The 20,917-nt window shown below is 42.4% G+C and carries 15 protein-coding genes; 3 read left to right on the top strand and 12 right to left on the bottom strand.

All coding sequences use genetic code 11. The annotated features are described in order from the left end of the window. Nucleotides 1-6 precede the first annotated feature (6 nt). The 9 genes from ACTQ53_RS05400 to ACTQ53_RS05360 form a co-directional block, all read right to left on the bottom strand. On the bottom strand, nt 7-1,947 hold the full coding sequence (locus ACTQ53_RS05400) for an EH signature domain-containing protein (protein WP_441932345.1): 1,941 nt from the start codon (nt 1,945-1,947) through the stop codon (nt 7-9). After that, nucleotides 1,947-2,645 carry an OmpA family protein gene (locus tag ACTQ53_RS05395; protein WP_296974697.1) on the bottom strand — a complete coding sequence of 233 codons (699 nt, stop codon included), beginning with the start codon at nt 2,643-2,645 and terminating at the stop codon, nt 1,947-1,949. The genes ACTQ53_RS05400 and ACTQ53_RS05395 overlap by 1 nt, the downstream gene beginning before the upstream one ends. Beyond that, on the bottom strand, nt 2,645-4,627 hold the full coding sequence (locus ACTQ53_RS05390) for a MotA/TolQ/ExbB proton channel family protein (protein WP_441932343.1): 1,983 nt from the start codon (nt 4,625-4,627) through the stop codon (nt 2,645-2,647). Before ACTQ53_RS05390 ends, ACTQ53_RS05395 begins: the two co-directional genes overlap by 1 nt. Before the next feature lie 142 nt (nt 4,628-4,769). Then, complete coding sequence (gene pglX, locus ACTQ53_RS05385) at nt 4,770-8,369, bottom strand: BREX-1 system adenine-specific DNA-methyltransferase PglX (RefSeq protein ID WP_441932341.1); 3,600 nt, start codon at nt 8,367-8,369, stop codon at nt 4,770-4,772. A 24-nt stretch (nt 8,370-8,393) separates the two neighbouring features. Continuing rightward, the gene (gene brxC, locus ACTQ53_RS05380) at nt 8,394-12,014 is read right to left on the bottom strand and encodes a BREX system P-loop protein BrxC (RefSeq protein WP_441932339.1); all 3,621 of its coding nucleotides are present in this window, start codon (nt 12,012-12,014) and stop codon (nt 8,394-8,396) included. Between the two features lie 3 nt (nt 12,015-12,017). Further along, nucleotides 12,018-12,629, bottom strand: coding sequence for a DUF1788 domain-containing protein (locus ACTQ53_RS05375; RefSeq protein WP_264904323.1), 612 nt, complete (start codon nt 12,627-12,629; stop codon nt 12,018-12,020). Between the two features lies 1 nt (nt 12,630). After that, the gene (locus ACTQ53_RS05370; RefSeq protein WP_441932336.1) at nt 12,631-13,254 is read right to left on the bottom strand and encodes a BrxA family protein; all 624 of its coding nucleotides are present in this window, start codon (nt 13,252-13,254) and stop codon (nt 12,631-12,633) included. 29 nt (nt 13,255-13,283) lie between these two features. Next, nucleotides 13,284-14,318: a helix-turn-helix transcriptional regulator gene (locus ACTQ53_RS05365; RefSeq protein ID WP_441932335.1), complete on the bottom strand. Its 1,035-nt coding sequence runs from the start codon at nt 14,316-14,318 to the stop codon at nt 13,284-13,286. A 17-nt stretch (nt 14,319-14,335) separates the two neighbouring features. Continuing rightward, nucleotides 14,336-14,533 (bottom strand): helix-turn-helix transcriptional regulator, encoded by a 198-nt coding sequence (locus ACTQ53_RS05360; protein WP_094881851.1) that lies wholly within the window; start codon nt 14,531-14,533, stop codon nt 14,336-14,338. 262 nt (nt 14,534-14,795) lie between these two features. Between ACTQ53_RS05360 and ACTQ53_RS05355 the strand changes: the two genes are divergently transcribed. Genes ACTQ53_RS05355 through ACTQ53_RS05345 form a run of 3 tightly spaced genes read left to right on the top strand, consistent with a single transcriptional unit; the run spans nt 14,796 to nt 17,432 of the window. Beyond that, complete coding sequence (locus ACTQ53_RS05355; RefSeq protein WP_441932334.1) at nt 14,796-15,467, top strand: hypothetical protein; 672 nt, start codon at nt 14,796-14,798, stop codon at nt 15,465-15,467. Nucleotides 15,468-15,485: 18 nt separating this feature from the next. Next, nucleotides 15,486-16,010, top strand: a complete 525-nt coding sequence (locus ACTQ53_RS05350) for a hypothetical protein (RefSeq protein WP_441932333.1) — start codon at nt 15,486-15,488, stop codon at nt 16,008-16,010. Between the two features lie 3 nt (nt 16,011-16,013). Continuing rightward, on the top strand, nt 16,014-17,432 hold the full coding sequence (locus tag ACTQ53_RS05345; RefSeq protein WP_441932332.1) for a hypothetical protein: 1,419 nt from the start codon (nt 16,014-16,016) through the stop codon (nt 17,430-17,432). Between the two features lie 242 nt (nt 17,433-17,674). Here ACTQ53_RS05345 and ACTQ53_RS05340 read toward each other — a convergent pair whose 3' ends face one another. Genes ACTQ53_RS05340 through ACTQ53_RS05330 form a run of 3 tightly spaced genes read right to left on the bottom strand, consistent with a single transcriptional unit; the run spans nt 17,675 to nt 20,909 of the window. Continuing rightward, the gene (locus ACTQ53_RS05340; protein WP_441932331.1) at nt 17,675-18,196 is read right to left on the bottom strand and encodes a phosphoribosyltransferase; all 522 of its coding nucleotides are present in this window, start codon (nt 18,194-18,196) and stop codon (nt 17,675-17,677) included. Continuing rightward, nucleotides 18,193-18,726 (bottom strand): glycoside hydrolase family protein, encoded by a 534-nt coding sequence (locus ACTQ53_RS05335; RefSeq protein WP_441932329.1) that lies wholly within the window; start codon nt 18,724-18,726, stop codon nt 18,193-18,195. The genes ACTQ53_RS05340 and ACTQ53_RS05335 overlap by 4 nt, the downstream gene beginning before the upstream one ends. Beyond that, a complete protein-coding gene (locus ACTQ53_RS05330; protein WP_441932327.1) occupies nt 18,723-20,909 on the bottom strand; it encodes a type IV secretory system conjugative DNA transfer family protein in 2,187 nt (728 codons plus the stop codon). Before ACTQ53_RS05330 ends, ACTQ53_RS05335 begins: the two co-directional genes overlap by 4 nt. Nucleotides 20,910-20,917 lie beyond the last annotated feature (8 nt).

Raw genomic sequence — 20,917 nt, 5'->3', positions numbered from 1 at the left:
TTGTTTCTAAATTTTTACTCTAATAAAATCATTTTTGTTATATTCTTGTTTATACACGAGGCCGCCACCAGCTTCTTTTATGTAGCCGATAGGAAATTCACTGCCACTTGTTGAATGAACGATTTGTTGCCATCCATTTGTGTTCGGTCTTTTTATCCATATGCTACCTGTAGGTTTGGCTCCACCAACAAGAGGGCGTATATGAACATATTGTTGTCCTCTTGAAATGTTTATATAGAAACCTTTATTGTTGCATACAATTCTACATTTGTCATGTGCTATCCATTTACTGGAAATTGACCATGAGATTCTGGTTTCATAAACAACCTGCTTGTTTTTTGAAGGTAGTGGAGTAGTGGGCTTTGCCTCATTCTTGACATTCGTCTCTTTCTTCTCTACTCTTGCCGTTGGTCTCAAATACTCAGGGACATCATCAAACAATGTTTTTTCAACAGGTTTGGTCTTTGGCTGATATTTTTCTTTTGGAATAGGCTTTGCCTTGAACAAATCATTGTCCTTTGATTCCAAGAAAGATACGCTCGTGTTACTTGAAGATAATACCATTTCTTGCATCCAACCATTCAAACGATCTTGCCAGTAACCTTGATGGGTCATACGTCCCTCCTTGTAGTGAGTCTTATAGCCCCAATCACTAATTTCGATAAGATTATTCATTGAAGGAATCTTCAAATCGGCTGTACTGTTAATCAGTCTTCTTTTATTAGTGACCAGTTTAACCTTTTCATGATTATGATTGTAAACATACAAAGCACCTGTATCAGAAAACTCAACTATCATTTTATCCTTCATGAACAATACAAGAGCTGAAGTCTGAGATGTGCGAGACTCAGTCTCTATATAAAATGGTAGGAATATACCGCTTACACGGCTATCTCCTTGTAACAAGCGTTTTGTTGCAGTCGAACCTACAATTCTAAAGGCTGTAACCCTTTCGACATACCGAAGCCAGAAGACCTTACGGTCTCTGTCTTGAACACATACCTCAAAGAAAGTCTCTATAATCTTTTGATTGAACCAAAGATTTACAAGTTGCTTGGCCTTTTTGAGTTTCTGAGCTTCTCTTTCTGTTGCACCAATAAAAGGTGCCCATGTTGAAGACAACGTAATATCACCAAGTATTCTGTTGGCAAATTTGCATAGTCTTGTGCGCTTCAATTCGTTACCACTTTCGTTAACACGTGAAACTAAATCTGCAAATACCAGTTTCTTGGTGCGATCATTATCGTGAAGTTCAATGACAGACTCAACATAGTCGAGATCTGTAATTTTGTTAGCTTCCAAGAAGTTAACAATCACATCAGAATAGTAAGATTGACTAATAGAAGCAGATCTGTTACAGAAGTATGATGGTGCATCTTTTAAATCCTGTTTCTTTTGAGTCAACAAAGCACATAAGCGTCGTGGACCTGCTTCATCAAAGAGATTAGCATGATTCTTCATCGCCATATACTTTTTATTATTGTCCTTGTAAGCTTGTAACTTTTTTCTGAGAAGCTCACATGTCTGCGCACGAAATTCTGGATCTATCATGTTCCATGTGTCAAGGCAATAGAATGACAATCCATTGAAAAATAAGTCTCTCCAGTTTGTATCAAGAAGAGTTAATGCATACTGATAAGCGCCTTCATTGCCCTGCAATTTCATGAGGTAATACGATACAATGCGAAGTTCACGAATACTCCAGATACTCATATCCTGATTATTCTCCTTTGCATTTTTGATTACCTTCATGATGACTTCGTCAATCGTCTGTTGGGAAACTTTTACTGTTGTGTCTGTCATCATGCGCTCCTCAATTTCTTTTAAGGTACGCATGTCGCGGTTGATGGCCAACTCTGTCTGATGGTCAACAGCACGGTCTGCTTGCAAGTGGAAATCTTGCAAGATACCTTTATTGATATTTAAGAGTGCATATATATCTTCCATTATTTTTTCTTATTTATTAATCGCTTGTTAGCAATATCTTCCAACTGCTTTTCTGCGTTTGTTCTTACTCGAAACTCAACACGTCGAGACAGAAATTTATCTTCTTCACCATTTTTCTTGTAAATCAGATGGCTTGATGATAAGCCGTTGGCTGTTACGAGTTTCTTCATCCAGATAATATCATTTGGTGGCATCAAACTAAAACAATATTGGAGTACAGATCTTGTTCTGTCCTGTGACAACTCCATGTTTGAGTAGTAGCCTCCATTACTGTTTGTATGTCCCTCGATACGTATCTCAACGATGTTGTCGCGATATTCCGGGCGTTTGAGAACTGCGATATATCTAGGAAAGAAATCATTTAGAATCTCCTTGAATCTTGGCTTCAATTCCTGTTTGCCTTCATCAAACAACATCGATGGTTCTTGAAAACGTATGCACAGTGAAGAGTCGATGGTCGCCCTCCATGTTGCCAAATCATCTTTGAACTCCTTTTGGAGGTCTATATATAATTGCGTCTTGGTCTTATCGTATTTCTTAACGATTTCTTCATCTTGTTCTGCGTTTTTTTGCACCTGTAAAAGTGCACCCATCAGCAGCAGAATAAAAATGAATAGAAGACCAGCCATCAAATCGCCTGTAGAGAGAGAAAATGCATTTTCTTCTCTACCTTCGTATTCAATATGTCTTTTCTTCATTATTTCTTATAACGTGAAATTGTATCTGTCAACATTTCTGTAACCTCATTCTGTCGTTCGATAGTTGATGCCAAGGCACCTGTTGTCTGAGTGAGACTAGAAGTGTAGCTTGCAAGATACTTGTCTGTGGTATCTTTTACTGTTCGACTATATTCTGTCAAGCCACTTTGCAATTGTGAGAAGATAGAACCAAGTCCTTGTTTGATGAGATCGAACTTTTGTACATACTCATCTGACAATTGCCCAGAGTTTTTGAGCATTTCAGTAACTTGATCAATACCTTTTTGACTTGCAGTCTGGAGTTGAGCTAGTCTTGCAGCATAGTCATTTTGTCCCTTATTGAACAATTCGGTTGCAAGCTTCATATCACTACTGATAGTTCGAAGATTGCTGGTACTTACAGTGATTTCACCCTGAGCTTGTTTGAAACCATTCATAGTGCCGCTTACATACTCATTCATTTTTTCCAATCGCTCCAAACCCACATTGAAATTCTCAAGCAGCTTCTTTGTTTGAGAGGTTGTATCTTCCTGGAGAGCAATAAGGTCTGTTTGCTTGCTGTTGATGTCATCTGTGATACCTTTGACTGATTGCTGTACAGAGTTAGAAAGGGTAGAGATTGTACCTGTAAGGAATGATCCCATCTTTTCTGCAGCATCAGCAAGTTTGCTAACCATTTGATTGTTTTGCTCTTGTGATGATTGAGAGATACCTGACATGACTTCTTTGACCTCTGTGATAGCATTGCTGATAGCTCCTGTAGCATAAGTAATCTGCTCCTGCATCTGCTGCATAGCCGTTGAATTGGCATTAGCAGATGTGTTTGAAATCTCTGAAATGGCATGTTTGACTTCTTCGATAGTAACTTGCAGTGTAGCAGATATATTTTCCATGTTTTTAGGGAAATCTGCCATTGCTTGTGTTGCAGTGCTAAGCTGCATCGCAAGATTTTCGAGTTCTGATGTTGCAGACCCAGAAAGACCCGTACTAAACTCATTTAAGAGTGATTGCATGCTTTGCTTCAACTCATCTACCACATTCTGCATCATATCGGTAGCTGGAGATGAAACCGTATCTGCCATCTTATCGATATGTTCTACAACAGCCTTGGTGGTGGCATCAACACTTTCCATAAGTGGTACAATCTTTTGTTGCATCTGTCGTGAGAGCGTCTCATCAAAGCCCTGGTTTAGTTCCATTGCCAAATCGGTAGAGAATGACATGAGAGCTTTTGATTGCTTAGTATTCTCAGTAAGAATCTCACGTATAGCATTACCTATTGTGACATTTTGACCTTCTGCATTGGTATAAGTAAGTTTATTAGCTATTTCTAATGCCTGCTGCTGAAGATCATTTTTCAAAGCTTTGTATAACTGGTTGACTATATTCTGTTGATTAATATTTGCTAACACGAGGTCATCTATATAATACTCGGAATCCAACTTGTCTGTTAGTTCTTTGACATCTTTATATAGTCTATGTCTTAATGCTTTATCAGCGGCTGTAAATAAAATAGAGAATGTCATTCCGAGCAACGATGTCAAGAACGCTGTACCCATACCAGCCAATAACCCTTGAATACTTTCATTGATTCTTTCTGTATTGCTACTATCAAAACCTTTAATACCCAATGTCAAACCAAGGAACGTACCAAGGAGACCTAAACCAACGAGAGTTCCTGCTGCAGTGTCGAGCATTCGTAAGTTAAGTTTGTTATATTTACACACGCTATAGTCATTAATATACTCAGAGGCAGGAATGTTAGATTTCTTGCCATCGTGTGTCTCAATATTGATAGTTTTACTATAAGTCTCCGCAAGGGGAGCAATCTTAGTTTCTTTGAGAGAATCCAAGATATTGTCATTATTAAGGAGCTTTTTTATTGCTTCCTTAATATTGTACAACTTATACTCTTCCTTACAAAATAGCAGGAAGACGATTATAATGACTGCGGCCGAAGCCCATGTTGTAAAATCAGACATAGTCTATATCTTTCGTTTTAATATTCAAATATAATAATCTCTTTAATATTTACTTTGCACTCATCTTCATCGGTAATATACCGGTAATTACCAATAACATAGAGAGTTTGAATAAGTGCGTTCTGTATCGATAATACAATTGTTACTTTATTTTCTGTAAAATATCACCGAACTTTGCGTAGTTCACTATCACGCCATCGTCGAGGTCAAAACTGATGGCTTGCTCGGCTACTACTTGCAGGCGCTCGTGGTATTCACGGCACTCGTCTAGTTGCTTCTGCAGAGCCTGCAGCTGCTTGGTCTCCTTGGTAGAGAGTTCTGCACGGCGGGCATCGAGCTTGTCGATTTCAGCCTCCAGGTGTTCGATGTAAGGGAGAAGATACTTCGAGCGCACACGTTCTGCGGTGTAGGCATTCATGCGATGCATGTAGGCGATGACCTGGAAGGCACCCTTCTTGGATGAGAACAGCCAGTAGATTGGGCGGTTCTGATACATCTTCTTGTGGTCTTTCCAGAAGTCCTTTACGAAGTATTGCTCCAAGGTCTTGCCGAGGCATTTCTCCACATAGTTCAGGTTTGCCACATGATCTTCGTTGCCCAATGCCACACGGATGAAGTCAGCAAAGCGAGCAGAGGCGTTGTCAGAGAAGCCACAGTCGTTTGGCATGAGCGGCATGATTCCGTCGTCATCTATTTCCCATTGCTCACCGTTGTATTCGTAAGGAGCAATCTCCTCATCGGTCGGGTTAGGGTGGGCAATGTGGAGCCCCGGCTTGTCGAGGCGGTAGCGACCGAGCATACAACCCACAGCATAGCTGATGAGTTGCTTGGTCATTATATCCTCGTTCCAGGTAATGCCATTATCTGTTACATCAATCTCTCCCTGCTGAAGGATAGTGATTTCATTCAATGGAACATCAGGAGTCAGCTCGTCTTGCAGGCCATAGATGTCGATGAACTGGCGGTTGAGCTCTTCCTCGTTCTTATGCAGCTGCATAAACTTGCGCTCCCACTTCGTCTTGTATTGCTCCATGCGCCATTCCAGACTGCCTAACTGTGGGGCAGCAGGGGAGAGGCTGATATGTTCGCCTGTTTCCTCGAAATGTTTCTCCATCTTGTAATCGATGTTCTCCGTGTAGGTGGAGGTGTCGATGGATAAGAGCTCGTTGCGCTGGAAATCCCAGGAGGTTTCGTGAGCATCCCAGTCTTGCTTTGAAATATCAACATTTGAATGTGCAAGGAATGTAAGTTCAGAACTACTAGTTAATTTTATATATGGTAGTCTAACTACATATCCTGGAGCAAGACTCAATGTTGGATTGAGTATTGGCAGAAGATAAGATGTTATCTTGGAGTTCAAGAACCCAATTATGTGATAGTAATCTTCTGGATTCTTTGCAAATAAAGTTGGCGTTCCTGTACCACATATGCAATTTTCAATTTGTCTGAAAGCCTTATTTTCAGTACTTCCAGTGTATGACCATCCTATAGCCTTTTTGAAATATGAATCTTCGTCACCTCTTCTAATAGATTTGTTATAGAATTTGTCATCCCACAAATCCTTAAGTTTAAATACATAATCATTATTTCCATAATACTTACGATTTGTACCACCTTTTTGAAAAGTATGGAACTTCGCATATGGCTTTTGAGGCAAAAAAGAAATATCTTTAAAACAAACCTCATGCCAGTACTTTACAAAATAGTTGTCATCGCCAGATACAATGCCAGCTTTAGATATGGCAATATCATTTATCGACTGTTTACCAAATAGTTTAAGCCAGTTTATACTTAACCAATATGCTATTGGGCAACTTGGTATAGTGTCAAATTTAAGTTGATCTACGTTTCTATAGTGTCCATAATCATTTAAAAACAACTGTTCTTTTGCTGCACAATTATTTCCAGTTGATAATTTATAGTAATCCCCAGCATGATTTGGTCTGTTTTTTGAAATCACAAACGTTGTATTTTGGACTACTTCACCACTTAGTTCGTCAAAAGTATTTGGACCAAGATGAAGCATGTTGTCAATCTGAAAATTTTTAACCAAATACATTCTTAAAGCCTCAAAAGCATCAAGGAACATCCAGCTATGCATGTTAATCATAGACATTTTGGCGTTAATTTCAAGTCTATTGATTGCTACAAGCATAAATGTTGCAAACAAGTCCCACTTCCCTAATGCGTAATTGTCGTGAACATACTGTGTTATCAAATCGTTCATACCAGAACGTCCCATATAAGGAGGGTTCATTACCAGTGCATGATACTTTTCTGTCAAAGCAAGAATCAGTTTGAACGCAGGTATTTGAGTATGCACTTCCTCTGGTACAATCCCTTGATTGCACCAGTAATCGGTAGTCTGCTTGATAAGAAGGCGTGTACTTTCGCTGATGTCGAACTTCATGATGGATCCGAGCGAGTCTGAATCCTGCATAAGGTCAAAGCAGCCCATAATTTCTTCCTTCTGTTGATTGGTAGCCTCACCTTGGAAGTAGATGTGAAGCATGTCTTGAATAGGGCCTTGCGTCTCTCTGTTCCATGGCTTAGGCATCGTGAGCACATTAGGCATGCTATGTGCATCTGCAAAGGCGGCATCCTTCTGGCAAGCCTTCAGCAAAAGGGCAAACTGACTCAACTGCTTGGCACGGGTATCGAGGTCGATACCCGTGAGGTTGTGGCTAAAGATATTCTCTACAGCCTCTCCACGGCCATAGCCTTCGGCAATATAAAGGTCATAGAGTAGGTCGAAACATTCGTTGAGAATATGACCCGATCCGCAGGCTAGGTCTGCTACTTTTAAGTCCTCTAATTCGTTGTATTTCAGTAAAGCCTTATCGCTTGGCTTTTTTGAGGGTTCAACGAGATATTGCCACTTTTTTTGCAACTGTGTCTCGTATGGATTATTGTCCAGATAGATTCTGCCCACGGTGTTCTGCACCATGTACTTCACAATCCAGTTAGGGGTGAAGATCTGTGTGGCTGCAGGAATCTCGTCAGCCTCGAACTTGCCCTTCTTGGCAAACACTTCGTCCTTGCGCTCAGAGATATAGAACTGATAAAGCCATCCAATCAATTCAGGTGACTTGAAGTCTTCATCGGTGATAAATTCTGTATGGTTGAGCATATCTACGAAACCGCCTTCTGCCAGGATATTGTTTGGCAGAAGCAGCTCGGTGTAGTCGGCAATGCTGCCGAAACACTTGTTAATGATAGGGTTGTCGTGACACCAGGCTGTAATGAGGATGGCAAACTGCTCTGTCACCTTGGTGTCATCATCGAGGAGTTCCACGAGTCGCTGGCGCAACTCTTCACCCCCTACGTTTCCCCCGTTATCGGGGGACAGAAACATCTGCGGAATGCGTCCCTGGCGGGCTTCATCCACAATGACAGGAGTGCGTGCAGCATCAGCATACGCCAGAACCGGGCTGCAGAGATTGTTCTTCTGCAGGATTCGGATGGCACAGAGACGATTGAACCATGTGTATGCAGCTTCCTCATACACCTCGCTGATACCCTTCTGCTGAATACGGTTATAGAGGGACATCCACTGGTAGTAGAAGCCCTCTGTTTGTAACTGGTCATTCCAAAGTGAACCGCCCTGCATAAGCTGTGGACGATGCTCTTCAGCTACATTGCCTTTCTTGTCGAAGCCAAGCGTAGTAATCTTGGCAGCAATGCCGGCTTTCAATATATTTCGTGCTTCGGTAGCGAAGCGTTTGATTCTATTTGTGTCCATACTTAATCTTTAGAACATGGATTTTTATTTGATAATCATTACACCATCCTGGTCAACAAGCAGCTTTTCGAGCTGCTGGCGCAGACCTTCCAGGTAGCGTTCTATATCCTCTGCATTCGTAATAGGCAACTTTGTCTTAGTTTGCAAAGATGCCTTGCGGATGCGCTTGTCTGGAGTTTTTGGTGGTTCTGGTTTACCGTCTCCTTCACCTCCTGGAGGCAGAGGTGGGTTATAAGACATAATCTTATCCACCTGCTCCTGATAGAATGTATCTGTATTGACATTGTTCTGCAGTACCAGAATATTGGTAGGAGTGGTCTTGACACGGATAACTGTTTCACGGTCAGACAGTACACTCTCAGGAACATGCTGTTTCTCGGCCACCTGCTTCAGATAGTCGAACATATCATTATAGGCTGCTTTGATTTTCTCTCGGAGTTCATCACGTACACCATCCAATATGCCTGATAACTGGCGTTGCAGCTTGATGTAACCACGAAGACCAGAAATTGGCCATGGGTCGTTCTTCAACTTATTGAAGTCGGTGACTGCTCCCTGCATCTCCATTGGAACGAATGGGAAGTTATACTGGTTGTCATCCAAGAATTGGATAAGCTGCTTGTATGTATCAAGCTGGTCGTGAGTAAACTGCACCACTTCCTTGCACTTATCTATGAGTACCTTTGCTTCATCCTTTGCTGTAATGACGAGGTTGAAGAACTTCTGCGGATCACGCTCGTTAAGCCATGACTCGAAGAGGTCTATAGCCTCACGGATAGGCTGGCAGAACTGGTATCCTGCAATCTGCTGCTCAATATCCTTATAGCCCTTGATGAACTTGGCAAGGCTGCGGTCGCTCTCTATGTCTCGACAGGCACGGAAGAGCTGAGTGCTGTCTGTAGAACTTGGAACGGCAGAAATACCGAAAATCTCTTTCCATGCTGCAATGAAGTTCTGGATTACCTGCGGAGAGATGACCTTAGCCTGGCGCAATGTGAACTTGTTTGACTCGCTGACGATGCGGTTGGCAACTGTTGATGTCTCCACATTCGGATTGTTAGAGTAAGAGTAGTCACGATTATGACGACGTACCAACTCATTGATAATATAGAGTGTGCAGATGTTGTCCCATCCGTATGGAGCCTTTGCAAACTTGGCAAGCACATCAGAAACGTTTACCTCAGCAAACTGCTTGTTGAGATAAATCTCTACTTCGTGCTCTGCATCAGTAAGCACGGCATTCATGCCATCGTAGTCGCCAGGGTTGACATTTCTGAGAATTGCTTTCTTCAACTGTTCCGTGGTGCGAGGCATGCTTGGGTAATCCACCAGGTTTGCCTTGGTATAGATGCTGGAAAGATGTTTATCCATTGCTACACGATAGCGGTCATTGCCACGCTTCTGTCCCAGTTCGGCTTCATCTATCACGCTGAGGCCAGAGACGATAGGACAGGTATCGAGAATCTTCTCAAACTCCTTTCTGATGATTCCGTCGTAAAGTTCATTGGCACGTTTCTCAAACTCATCACGTGTCTTTTTGTTGTCCTCGCTTGTTACCGGAGTAGCCATGTATCGGTTTGCCTGGCAATACCAGTAGAAGGCATTATACAGACGCTTGTTGTCACGATATTGAGGACCCACATAGTAAACCATACGGTTCACATTGCTGTTCTGCAAAGCCAACTGCTCAGCACTTTCGTAGTCAGCATCCATTACGAACTCTACCTGCACATCTGGATTGTTGCTGAGGAAGGTGCGCTGTTTGATGGTAAGCCCCACGGAGAAACTGCGAGTCTTGTATTGCTCCTTGTTACGGAGTGCCGTGATGTAACGGTTGAAGATTTCCTTCAGCTGCTCTGCCTGGGTATTGTTGTCAACCACCTGGCTCTGAATGAGCTGAGCTACCTTCATTTCTTCTTCACTATAGAAGGCGTAGGTTTCAGGTGCGCCCTGCTTTCCCTGCTCACGACGGATGATGTTGTTGTCGCAAAGGAATTCTATTACCTTCTCTACCTCGTTCTTGATATTGAGGCGAGGAGTCTCCATATCGTTGATAAGGAGTGAGGTTACATTATCCAAGGTTGCAGGGAAGACCAGCTGGTCGGTCTGCGAAATATTACAGATCATGAAGAGCACGTTGGCTACTCTCACGGCAAGACGGGTGCGCTCAGGGCGGTCGGTCTGGTAGGTGCGAGCCATGCGCAAAGCATTATCCACAGCCTTCTGTCCACGAGCCTGCAATCCTTCTTCGAACATATTGTTATAGAGTTCGTCGAAAGAGATGAACTTGCCCAACTCTGCATCTGCATTCGTCTTGGCAGTAGAGTGAATCACCTTGATGATGCTTCGCTCGTTACCCTTTACCTCCTTGGCTACATAGCCGAGGTTGAGGAACGAGTTGAATACCTGCATAATCAGCTTGAACTGATAAGGCACGAAAGGGTAGTAGTCCACGAAATCATCTTGTGTTTCGTAGCTACTATATGATGTAGGCAGTTTGAACTGAAGGTCGAAACCTGCCTTATATTTATTGTAGAGGGCTGCAAGTTCTGGCTTCACTTCCTCTTTCTTGTCGAGAATACGCTTCTGGGTGATTACCTCTGGCTGTGTACCTTTCAGGGAAACCTTCACTTCGAAGCGTCCCTTAATCTTGCCTTCTTTATCCTTCTCTTCTGCAATATGACAGTCGTCCATTATCTCAGAAAGGTCTTGCTGGGCAGTACAAGCCACCCATACCTTGTTGTCGCAAGCCTCAGAGAGTTTGGTGATAATCTCCTGGAGGTTGAGATAACGGTCACGTTCCTTGTTGATGAACTGGCTCACCTCATCGGCAAGGAGAATCAGACGGTAGTCATCGCCCTTGTCCTTCAGGTAGGAAGCCAGTTCCATACCGAAGCGGTCGATGCTCATATTGGTGTCTCGCTTGATGATGCGCTCACGGATGCTATCTACAGAGAGGGTAGGGGCAAGCTCTTTGGCAATATCCAACACCCAATCCAGCTCGTTGTCAATCAGGTCGGCAGCCATACCTGGGTCGTTCCAGTCGCCACCTTCCTCGGCAATGCGCTCCTTGAAGGCTTCGAATACGCCCTTTTCGGCAAGAGGTTTTTCCAGGTTCTGTGCCAGGGTGATATTGAACTTATTGAATCCACGCTTGCCGTTGAACTCATTCCAGAATACGTGAAGGAAAGCCTTCTTCTTGTCTGTAGAGTTATCGTAACTGGTTTCCAGATTGAAGATGCAGGTGTCGATAGTGGCACGCTTCAACCAGTTGGCGATAGAGAGCAACTCATCGTAATCGAAATTGAGGTTGTGCTTCTCATCGAGTGGGTCGATGGCTTTTACGGCTGCCAGAAGACGGTTTACGGCTCTCTCACGGGTTGATGGAGTGATACAGTAGTCGAGATATTTCAGAAAGTGAGACTTACCCGAACCATAGTAACCGTCAATCCAGATACCCACATGGTCGTATGGTTTGTTGTTCTTGATGGCATCAAGTATGCGGAAGAGACCATTGATAATCTCATCCGTAAACACGTATTCCTGTATTTCTATTCGTTCTGTCTCTGGGTCAAACTTGGTAGCACTGACGGCAGGATTGACAGCACGGTTGATTGGCTTGCTATATAAATCTTTCAGTTTCATAAGTTACTCATTGATAAGTAGTGTTGCACGATAAGTGTGATTGTCTGGGAGTGTATCGAACAGACGGAAGGAGTTCTGGTCACGATGACCTGGGTAGAAGACGATAATCTTATACTTCCCGGTCTCGTTGTAGTCCTCATAGAGGGCAAGAAACTCGTTGACTCTCAGATATGGGAACATGCTGCCGATGCCATACAGGAAAACGTATGGACGGCGGTATTGATCCTTGATGGTGATATGGTCGATGATACGTTGATGAATGTACTGCACGAACTCAGGAGAATGGGCATTACGGGTCAGTGTGTCCTGGGTGTTCTTTGCCTTTGACGGATCTGCCTGCTCTTTCTCCAACTGGTATTTCAGCATGGATGGATGACGCAGGAACTTCTTCTGGTCGAGAAAGTTGCAAAACTCCTCAAACAGATTCAGTGTAAGCACATCCACATAGTTGACCGGGCGAATGAGATTCGCCTTGAACTCCTGTATCTGCCGACGGATGTCATACTCCTTCTCTGCCGGATATTGGTAGATGAAGAAGTTGTAGAACAGGTCGCCGTTCTCCGTGTCCTGGAAGCCAGGGCTGTTCAGTTTATCATCAAGTTCTTTTATCGTCATATCACATTGATTTCTTTATGTTATCTATTTCGTATGGCTGCAGGAGGCTGGCTTCCAAGAACCATGGTTCTCCCTTTGCCAAGTAGTAGTCGTAATTGTTGCAGACCAGGGAATGAAGACGGTTGTCATTGGTCAGCATTCCCACCTTTCTCAGGATAGTGAGGTATGCTCCAGCAACCTTCCCCTTTGTGGTGTCACTCCACGAGTCAACGAATTCGTCTTTTGCAGAGATTTCATTAAACTCCATCATGAGGTCTTCCTTGTCTATACTCTTCGAAATACTGTTCCACTTGCGCATGGTTACATTCACATGGAAGTCGAAACATATCTTGTATGTTTTGAGAATCACATAGAACAGTGCGATGACCTTATCACTATCACTCATTTCCTTGAAGTCATCCCAGAATGAAGGTGCCATGGTTTGATACCTGCGTCTGATTTCTGTTATGACCTTCTTCCTAGAAGTTTCTGCATTGATATGCAGCAGATTGTTGTTAACCTTTTCTTCTTGGAGCAGTTCTTCACTGTTCTCAGCCTGAAGTAAAGGCAACAGGGTGAGTGTCTCTTCGAAAAGAAAGCCCCCACCTGTCAATGCTGCTGTATATGGACTATTATTCTTATTCATTATTATTAAATACTTTTGCAAATGTAATACTAATCGGTGCAGTCTATCTGCATTTCATCATAATTCTGCAAATTACGACGTAGATTTGCCAATATCTCTTGTTTGAAAGGCTCTGGTCCGAGCACTTTAACGTCAAATCCAAACGAAAGTATCAATTGCGTAAACTCGTATGTAGGTCGTACTTCAACAGCCAGAATGCGATTTTCTGCATCTACTATTTCCTGCGAATGATGCAGGGGCTTGGACACGATATAGGGATATTGCTTTTTGGAGAATTGAAGCAGAACCCTAATCTTTTCAACGTCTGATGGCGGTATTGTCACACCGAACACATCATCGAAGTAGTGTTCAAAATCGACCTCTTTATTTGGTATGTATGCCACATCTTCCTCTACATTGAAGTTCTGTATTCGGTCGAGGGCATAGTTTGATATTCTGTCAGCCTCGGCATCATACGCCATAAGGAACCATCGGTTGTTGTATTGCTTGATGTACCAAGGATGCACAACAACGGTGTACTCCTCATCGCAATTCTTATAGTTGCGATACGTGATTCTTACAGCTTGATGGCTTGTAGCAGCATCTATGATGTCAGGCAGTAAGTTCAGTCCCCTGAGATAGGGGTTTTGTTCAAAGCCAATCATGTTCTCCTGCTTGCCTCTAAGTCCAAATCGCCATTCCAGATTGGAGATGACTTCATCCACCCATGCGTTGCTTGGCAATCCTCTGAAACGCCTGAGAGTGATGATAACAGAGCGAAGCTGTCGTGCTTCATCTTCTGTCAGTGGTTGGGCATTGATGGTAAAGTCAGGATCACGGTAACGATAATAAACCCTTCTGCCATCTTGCTTTCTTTCAAGCGGCACACTCCAGCCTGTTTCACTTTCCATAAATTTGATGTCCTCAAATATCTGTCGCCGACTCACTCCTCCTACGCCATTATAGTAGTAGATGGCCTCTTCGCACTTGTCGATGAGGTCTTCAATGTAGTATCGATGTCGTCTGTCTCGAAAGCATTTATCGAGAGTCTGGTAGCGTATAGCTGCATTCTTGTTTGTTGGCATACTGGGTTCCTTTTACATTATCGAATTAAATCATTGACTGTGACTCCAAGACACTTTGCAATCTCAACAAGATTCTCCAAATTCGGTTGTGCATTGTTGGTACACCACTTGGAGATCGTTGCTGGATCTTTACCTAATTGTTCAGCGAGCCATTTGTTGGTTCTCTTTTTTTCAGCTAGAACAACTTTCAGCCGGTTCAGGTCTTTATTTTCCATAATTGCTTATTTAATGTTTCTACATATGCAAAAGTAGTGTTTTTATTCGATATATCATAATAAAATTGGAAAAAAAGAGGTTTTACGCTCAAAAAAATGATAAAAACATCAATTTATGTCCAAGTATTTTGTATCTTTGCCCCAAAATTGGGTGTTTAAGGCATTCAAGAAGATTTTATCGATTTTTATTTTGAGATGCAGATAGGCTGCATAAATGAGATTTACCTTTGCCAAAGAATTGAGATTTTTAATAAACAATGATATGAAAAAAGCTCAAATAGAATATAATTCTAAAGGCAAAATTGCTTCATGGGATGCCAACAGATTAGTGAGGGAATATATAGGCATCGCCTGGATGACGAATGACACGATTCCTTTTCAAAACCTTCCTTGGGACAGCCAGGTAAGGATTCGTAGGGTAGCAGCTGTAATAAGTGGTTATCTCGATTACAATTTGAAAGAGTCGGATCCATTCGAAATCATCAGCCTTGTATTCTCAAATTTCGACAACAGAAAAGTTCTGTCGGAATCGAATATCGATGTGTCGGACTTTGAGCAACTCAAAAAGAAGCTCTGTGAAGTGTCCGATGAATCATGGCGAATGGAACATCTGCTGAAACAATTTCAGCTAAACGAGGACAGAGAGCAACTTCTGAATGTTCTTCTTCGTTATAGAATTGCTACGGAGGAATTGGAAAATACTTTCTCTGGTACTTTGGAAGCACGAACAGGAGCATACATTGGTACAAAGGCTCTTCAAGGTCTTTACAATTCCAAGCTCCAAGAGTGCAACAGGAGGGTAGATGATATGATAGTTCTGCTTTTAGGCAGTACTTTCAAAAGAACATTTACGGAACGAGAATTGATTGAGCATTACAACTATCCAACAACAACGGATGATGAATTGCTCGATTGGCAAACAGATAATTTATAAGTATGAATACAGAAGATAATGGAATACTCAGATAATAATAAACAAATAGCTCAGATTCTTTATGATAAGATGAAGACTTTGCCAATAGGCACAGAAATGTCCGTTTCGGAACTGAGTCTTATAGCATTGGAAGAATATCAAGCAGAAGATGGTTTTCCAATGTTTGATTTGTGGAATGTCATGAATGCTTTGCGCTATATGATGAATAAGGAAAGGAAATTGCGTATGGACTTCACTAAACATGATTTTCTTTGTGAAGGTCTTCCATTCAACATTCCATTTGTTCTGCTAAAATGGGGACAACGTATCTATACCAAAGAGACACGTATAGCAAGAAGTTTTGCTAAGGCAAACAGCTTGTATGGTGTTAAGTTTGTGTGCTATCTCGATGAAAAATGGGTGTTTCGCATTACAAATGAACCTGGATTGGTGGTTGATCCTGCATATCCTCCAAAATATATAATTGTTACAGAGGAAGGCGAAGTTCGATTCTCTACTCCAGAAGAAGGTAATGATGTTTATCAACTAACAAATGTTCTATAGCTTATGATTGGTGCGATAATTGGCGATTTGGCAGCATGGACGTATGAAAATGATAAAGATACGTTTTGGAAGCAACTCATTTCTGAAGATTGTGAGAAGATTGAGTTGTCGGTGTATGGTCATGCCTACTTCCGAGCTGCAAGCAGAAATGTTCTTTATGTCCCTGAGCAGGATGTAAGTATTATAAGAACAAGTGAAGATTTATCTTTTAGGGAGAAGTTAAAGGTAAATGGCCAATGGTTGATGTGGCAACTTATGTGTGCCTGGCACGATAATTTAGAAACACCAAGAGATTTGGAAGACATTTTTTCTACAGACAAGGAAGAAGGGTATGCTCGTATGTTTGTCATTGGTCTTATTAGATGTCTGAGAAAGGGAATGACAAAAAGTGAAGTTTATCATTCTGTTGATGCTTTTGAAAATCTTAGTAAATCTTGGGAATGGAAGTCTTACCAGCAGGAAGCAACTGAATGCAATAACAGATATAGTATTTTGTCTTGTGTGTTCCGTGCATGGGATTCGTTTTATCGTGGCTTTGACTTTACATCTTCGGTACATAATGCAATGAAATGGGAAGGTGACAGACATCTGATAGCCATTATTACTGCGTCTTTTGCAAGTGCGATGTATGGTTGCAAGTATAACCTTATCAAAAAGAAGTATGCAAAGGATGGAGAAATAACATATACTTTTGATTTGCTACAGATAGGAGAAAACTTTGGCTATCATCATGCTTTATGCAATGAACTTATTGGCGATTACTCTAAATACAGAACGTTTTATCCTAAAAACATGGCATTGACGAATGTAGAGCGTCATCATTGGAAAGATACAGCAAACCTTTATGAGTATATATTTTTCTCAGAAAGTCAGAAGCAATCGATTCTAATGTGTTCACCAACTGGATGGGACAACCGATATGGATTATATCTTGACGATGGTTGGATGTATGTGTACAGAAGTGGTTGCCTTATTGGTCGTTTCCAATTGAAAGAAAGATCTGAAAAGTGGCATATATCAAATACACAACTTTCAGGAGAACGTTCTTGGGCAGAATTTTGTAATGCTTTATCTTGTGCATTGAATGAAAGTTGTCATTTAATAAACCTCCCGATACTTGCTGAAATACAGACTCGTGCATCTATGTGTAAATACTACCAAGGCGAGAAGGATTGTCCGTCTGAATGGAAAGATACAACGAAAGGAAAATTTTGGTATGGGGAAATGAGATTTTGTACTGGTCGTATCAATATCAAAATGTGGTCTGAACTTGCAACTGAAACTATCGAAAGTTTAACGGGCGAGGCTCTGCAATTTGCTCAGTCAATGTCTGTTGAAAAATTAGGTATGGTTCTCTACATAGAAGCATTATTCCAAAAGTGGTGTCCTTACGATGATACCAAATGGATATTTGAGTATTAAGGAGTTTGTACATCTTCAAGTCTCATTATAAAATGCTCACATTGTGGGTCATTAAGAAATATACAATAGCGACCACCTTCCTGCTTGTGTGGACAACGGCACAGGATAAGGTGGCCGTCTAAAGCTTTACTATGCCAATCGTAACTATTAGCACAATCCTTACAATGGTAGATTGTTGCAGTTGCGATTGGCTTTATTTGTTTCTTTCTTGGTTTGGGCATAAATCAATCTTTATAATAGTGTTATCGGCGAAGACTTCTGGTTTCTTCTCTTTGTAGAAGAGTATCGCTCATAGCAAATGAAGCAGCTGTTCCACAGCCAAGTGCTTTGACAGCTGCCTTTGCGGTGTTGCCTGTATCTACTACATTGTCAATGAGATAAGGTGTACGATTCGAGGGTAAGTCTTTATATTTGTAGAACCCCATATCTTCGGCAGAAAGCGTCTGGCCTCTTTTCTTGGCATCATATTGTGAGCCTCGCTCTATGCCACGGAGGGCTTCAACGATAGGGAGATGAGTATATGACGAGATAGCCTTTGCCAACTGCATGGTCTGTTCGGCTTTGCCATGATGTCCTGGGATTGGAACGAGAACCGCATTTTGTGGTAACAGCTTTGCTATCTGGCGTGCAGCATAGTCTATTGCATCATTGTCTCCATCTTTCAGTTTATGAGCTACCCACCGGTTGATACCATCATAATATCTACCAGTGGATAGGAATGTAATACCGTCAGAAACGGTTTTGATTGGTTCGTTCTCTGTCATGGGATAAATAATAACATGAGTTCTGCATATCGTCTGCGCTCAATGGAAGGGATTCGTTTCCCTCGCCAATGGCAATGATTCACATAATCGTCTCTGATGTTCCGGTTGCCTACTTCGAGTTTCTTTAAAACAGAACTTTTAGGGTATTTGCCCTTATATCCAGTCACCTTGTATGGTCCGATGTTATAGGACAAAGCAGCAAGGAGTAGGGAGTCCTGACCATAGGAACGAAACATAGCACATAATTCTCTGAGGTCTTTACGAAGAAGTTGCTCTGCTTCATATGTTGACATATTAGCAGAGTAACGCTCTCCAGGTCTGAGCTTATGCCCATAACCAACATAAGGATAGTCCTTAGCTCGGTGCATGCCTTCATAGAATCTGATGCAGCATACCGCACGCTCGAAAGGTGGCAATTCAAAAATGGAAGCCGACGTTGATGCCGGTCCCTCTGTTGGCATTCGAGCCTGGACATTCGCAACCAGACTCAATGATATGAGCAGGAATAATATTATCTTTCTGAAAGTCATTTTATCTTGAATTTGTTTATCTCGTCAATCATATTCTTGACATCGAGGTTTACACTCACGAAATTCTGATACAGGATTCGCTCCTTGGCATCCTTGGATGGGAAGGTGTAGAACTTTGGTATCTTGAAGTTCGCATAGTCAGCTTCTTCCTCAGCAATCTTCTTCATATCGAAGTCCGTCTTGCAATAGAACTTAGAGGTCTGGAACTCTGCCGACTCCTGGATGTTCATGCTGTCGCCTCGCCCGGTCTTTGTCTTTATGAAGTCACGGGCAGACTGACCGCATATCCAACCTGTAGGCATGTCTGAGATTTTACTTGCAGGAACAAGGCTGTCCATGTTCTCATTGAGATTGATGGAGGTCTTGTCTCGGTCGATGGTCACACCTTTCTTTAATTGAACTACCTTGCCGAAGATGTCGTTGGAGAGCCATTCCAATGTCTCTTTTGCTCTTGCTGAACCACTCACTACGTTACCGACTGTGGTGATAACCTTCTGCATACCTACCTTGCCGTAGTCAGATTCAAGCTGTGGCAGCTCCTGAAAACCGAGAGCTACGCTAACTTTGTTGCTTCGGGCAGTACCGATAAGTCGGTCAATCTTGTGGAAGTAGAGCGTAGGCAACTCGTCCACGATGATGCTGACAGGAATATTCTTGCCCTGACCAGTGTTGACACGGGTAACAAGACGGTTCAGAATCAAAGCATTCAACGCACCAATGATACTTTCCATCTCTGGGTCGTTGGCTATGAGCAGATATGACGGATTCTTAGGATCAGACACCTTCAGGTCAAAATCATCACCATCCTTATGGAATATCCAATATGACTCCTTGGTAGCCAATCGAGAGGTATAGACACGGAGCGTACCTATCATACCTTCCAACTGTTCCATAGCCTTATTCTTCATGGCAGTCTGGAAAGGACCGAGGAGAGGAGCAACCTCTGGATCTGTTTCCAAAACCTCAAAGATTGTCTGGTAATCGAGATTAAGGAAAGAAAGGATATGGGGCATGTCACTGTACTTGCCCAACCAATACTCTGGTTCCACCTCTCTGCCGGTATGGTCGAAGACTCTGCCTGTAGGTTTCGGACGATGAGTCTTTGGTTCTGTTGTCATCTCTGCAATAAGAGGATTGCCGTTCTTGTCGTATGGCACCTTCTTGTAGTTGACAAAGAAATAGATACAAGCTGCCAGGAAGTTGACCGCTGATGTCTGGAAAAACTGGTCGCTACCGCCACCACCTTCCTTCTTGCCTTTCTGCAGAGACTCCAAAAGGGTTTCAGCCGTTTCACTGGCTGCAGCAAGATTGCCGATGTATTTTTGCTGAATAGGATTCACACGTCTGGAGTATTCCACATCCACAAAGTTGATGATGTTGAACTTGCATCCATGTGGCACCTTCCCGGCCTTCTGGTTTATCTTATAGTGATAATACAGCTTCTGCGCAAGCGTCGGAAACTTATAATCATAGACAACCATAGCAAAACCCTTGGCACTGTGCTGGCGGATGAACGGCTCGATGATGGAGAATGTCTTACCGGAACCAGGGGTGCCAACTACCCATGTTCCTCGGAAAGGGTTCACGATATTCACCCAACCTTTGCGAAACTTGCCCTTGTAGTAATAGCGCATCGGGATGTTTACGCTATACTTGTTCTCCTGCAGTTCCTGGCATTGCTCAAAAGACTCGTTCTCGAAGTTGAAACGGTCTTTGAGCAATCCTTCCTTCAGGTACTTTGAGATATTGTCAAGGGCAACATGGATGCAGATGGTACCAAGAATAGAGGTAGCCATGTAAAGCCAGATGTTCAGACTGATGGTATAGAACCTCATATCCATACGATGACCGAAAAGCCATACAGACAGTATGGTAACGAACAGTCCACCTACCAACGGATAGAACACCTGACGGCGAGCGTCAAACTCCAAATGTTTCTTGTTTCGGGTGCCAATGCAGGTGATACAAATAAGCACGATGGTAGCAATCTTGCTCCATACGAGGTTGCCATCCATATAGATGAACCACCGCTTTACACGGCTATGTATGTCACAAACAATGCCACCCCAATAGTCAAGCAACGCTGGGTCTATAGCATACTCAAAGAACTCCACTATCAATGATAAGTATATCAGACAGCGGAATATCTTATACATGGTCTGTAATTCTTTTGTTTCCTCCATGAAACCTT

Source organism: Prevotella sp. Sow4_E9_plate, assembly GCF_052116205.1.
Lineage (GTDB): Bacteria > Bacteroidota > Bacteroidia > Bacteroidales > Bacteroidaceae > Prevotella.
This window is presented reverse-complemented; position numbering and strand designations above follow the sequence as displayed.

What these genes read in the sequence shown, in the direction of transcription:
- ACTQ53_RS05400 (WP_441932345.1), bottom strand. Translation starts at nt 1,947, where the DNA reads ATGGAAGATATATATGCACTCTTAAATATCAATAAAGGTATCTTGCAA.
- ACTQ53_RS05395 (WP_296974697.1), bottom strand. Translation starts at nt 2,645, where the DNA reads ATGAAGAAAAGACATATTGAATACGAAGGTAGAGAAGAAAATGCATTT.
- ACTQ53_RS05390 (WP_441932343.1), bottom strand. Translation starts at nt 4,627, where the DNA reads ATGTCTGATTTTACAACATGGGCTTCGGCCGCAGTCATTATAATCGTC.
- pglX (WP_441932341.1), bottom strand. Translation starts at nt 8,369, where the DNA reads ATGGACACAAATAGAATCAAACGCTTCGCTACCGAAGCACGAAATATA.
- brxC (WP_441932339.1), bottom strand. Translation starts at nt 12,014, where the DNA reads ATGAAACTGAAAGATTTATATAGCAAGCCAATCAACCGTGCTGTCAAT.
- ACTQ53_RS05375 (WP_264904323.1), bottom strand. Translation starts at nt 12,629, where the DNA reads ATGACGATAAAAGAACTTGATGATAAACTGAACAGCCCTGGCTTCCAG.
- ACTQ53_RS05370 (WP_441932336.1), bottom strand. Translation starts at nt 13,254, where the DNA reads ATGAATAAGAATAATAGTCCATATACAGCAGCATTGACAGGTGGGGGC.
- ACTQ53_RS05365 (WP_441932335.1), bottom strand. Translation starts at nt 14,318, where the DNA reads ATGCCAACAAACAAGAATGCAGCTATACGCTACCAGACTCTCGATAAA.
- ACTQ53_RS05360 (WP_094881851.1), bottom strand. Translation starts at nt 14,533, where the DNA reads ATGGAAAATAAAGACCTGAACCGGCTGAAAGTTGTTCTAGCTGAAAAA.
- ACTQ53_RS05355 (WP_441932334.1), top strand. Translation starts at nt 14,796, where the DNA reads ATGAAAAAAGCTCAAATAGAATATAATTCTAAAGGCAAAATTGCTTCA.
- ACTQ53_RS05350 (WP_441932333.1), top strand. Translation starts at nt 15,486, where the DNA reads ATGGAATACTCAGATAATAATAAACAAATAGCTCAGATTCTTTATGAT.
- ACTQ53_RS05345 (WP_441932332.1), top strand. Translation starts at nt 16,014, where the DNA reads ATGATTGGTGCGATAATTGGCGATTTGGCAGCATGGACGTATGAAAAT.
- ACTQ53_RS05340 (WP_441932331.1), bottom strand. Translation starts at nt 18,196, where the DNA reads ATGACAGAGAACGAACCAATCAAAACCGTTTCTGACGGTATTACATTC.
- ACTQ53_RS05335 (WP_441932329.1), bottom strand. Translation starts at nt 18,726, where the DNA reads ATGACTTTCAGAAAGATAATATTATTCCTGCTCATATCATTGAGTCTG.
- ACTQ53_RS05330 (WP_441932327.1), bottom strand. Translation starts at nt 20,909, where the DNA reads ATGGAGGAAACAAAAGAATTACAGACCATGTATAAGATATTCCGCTGT.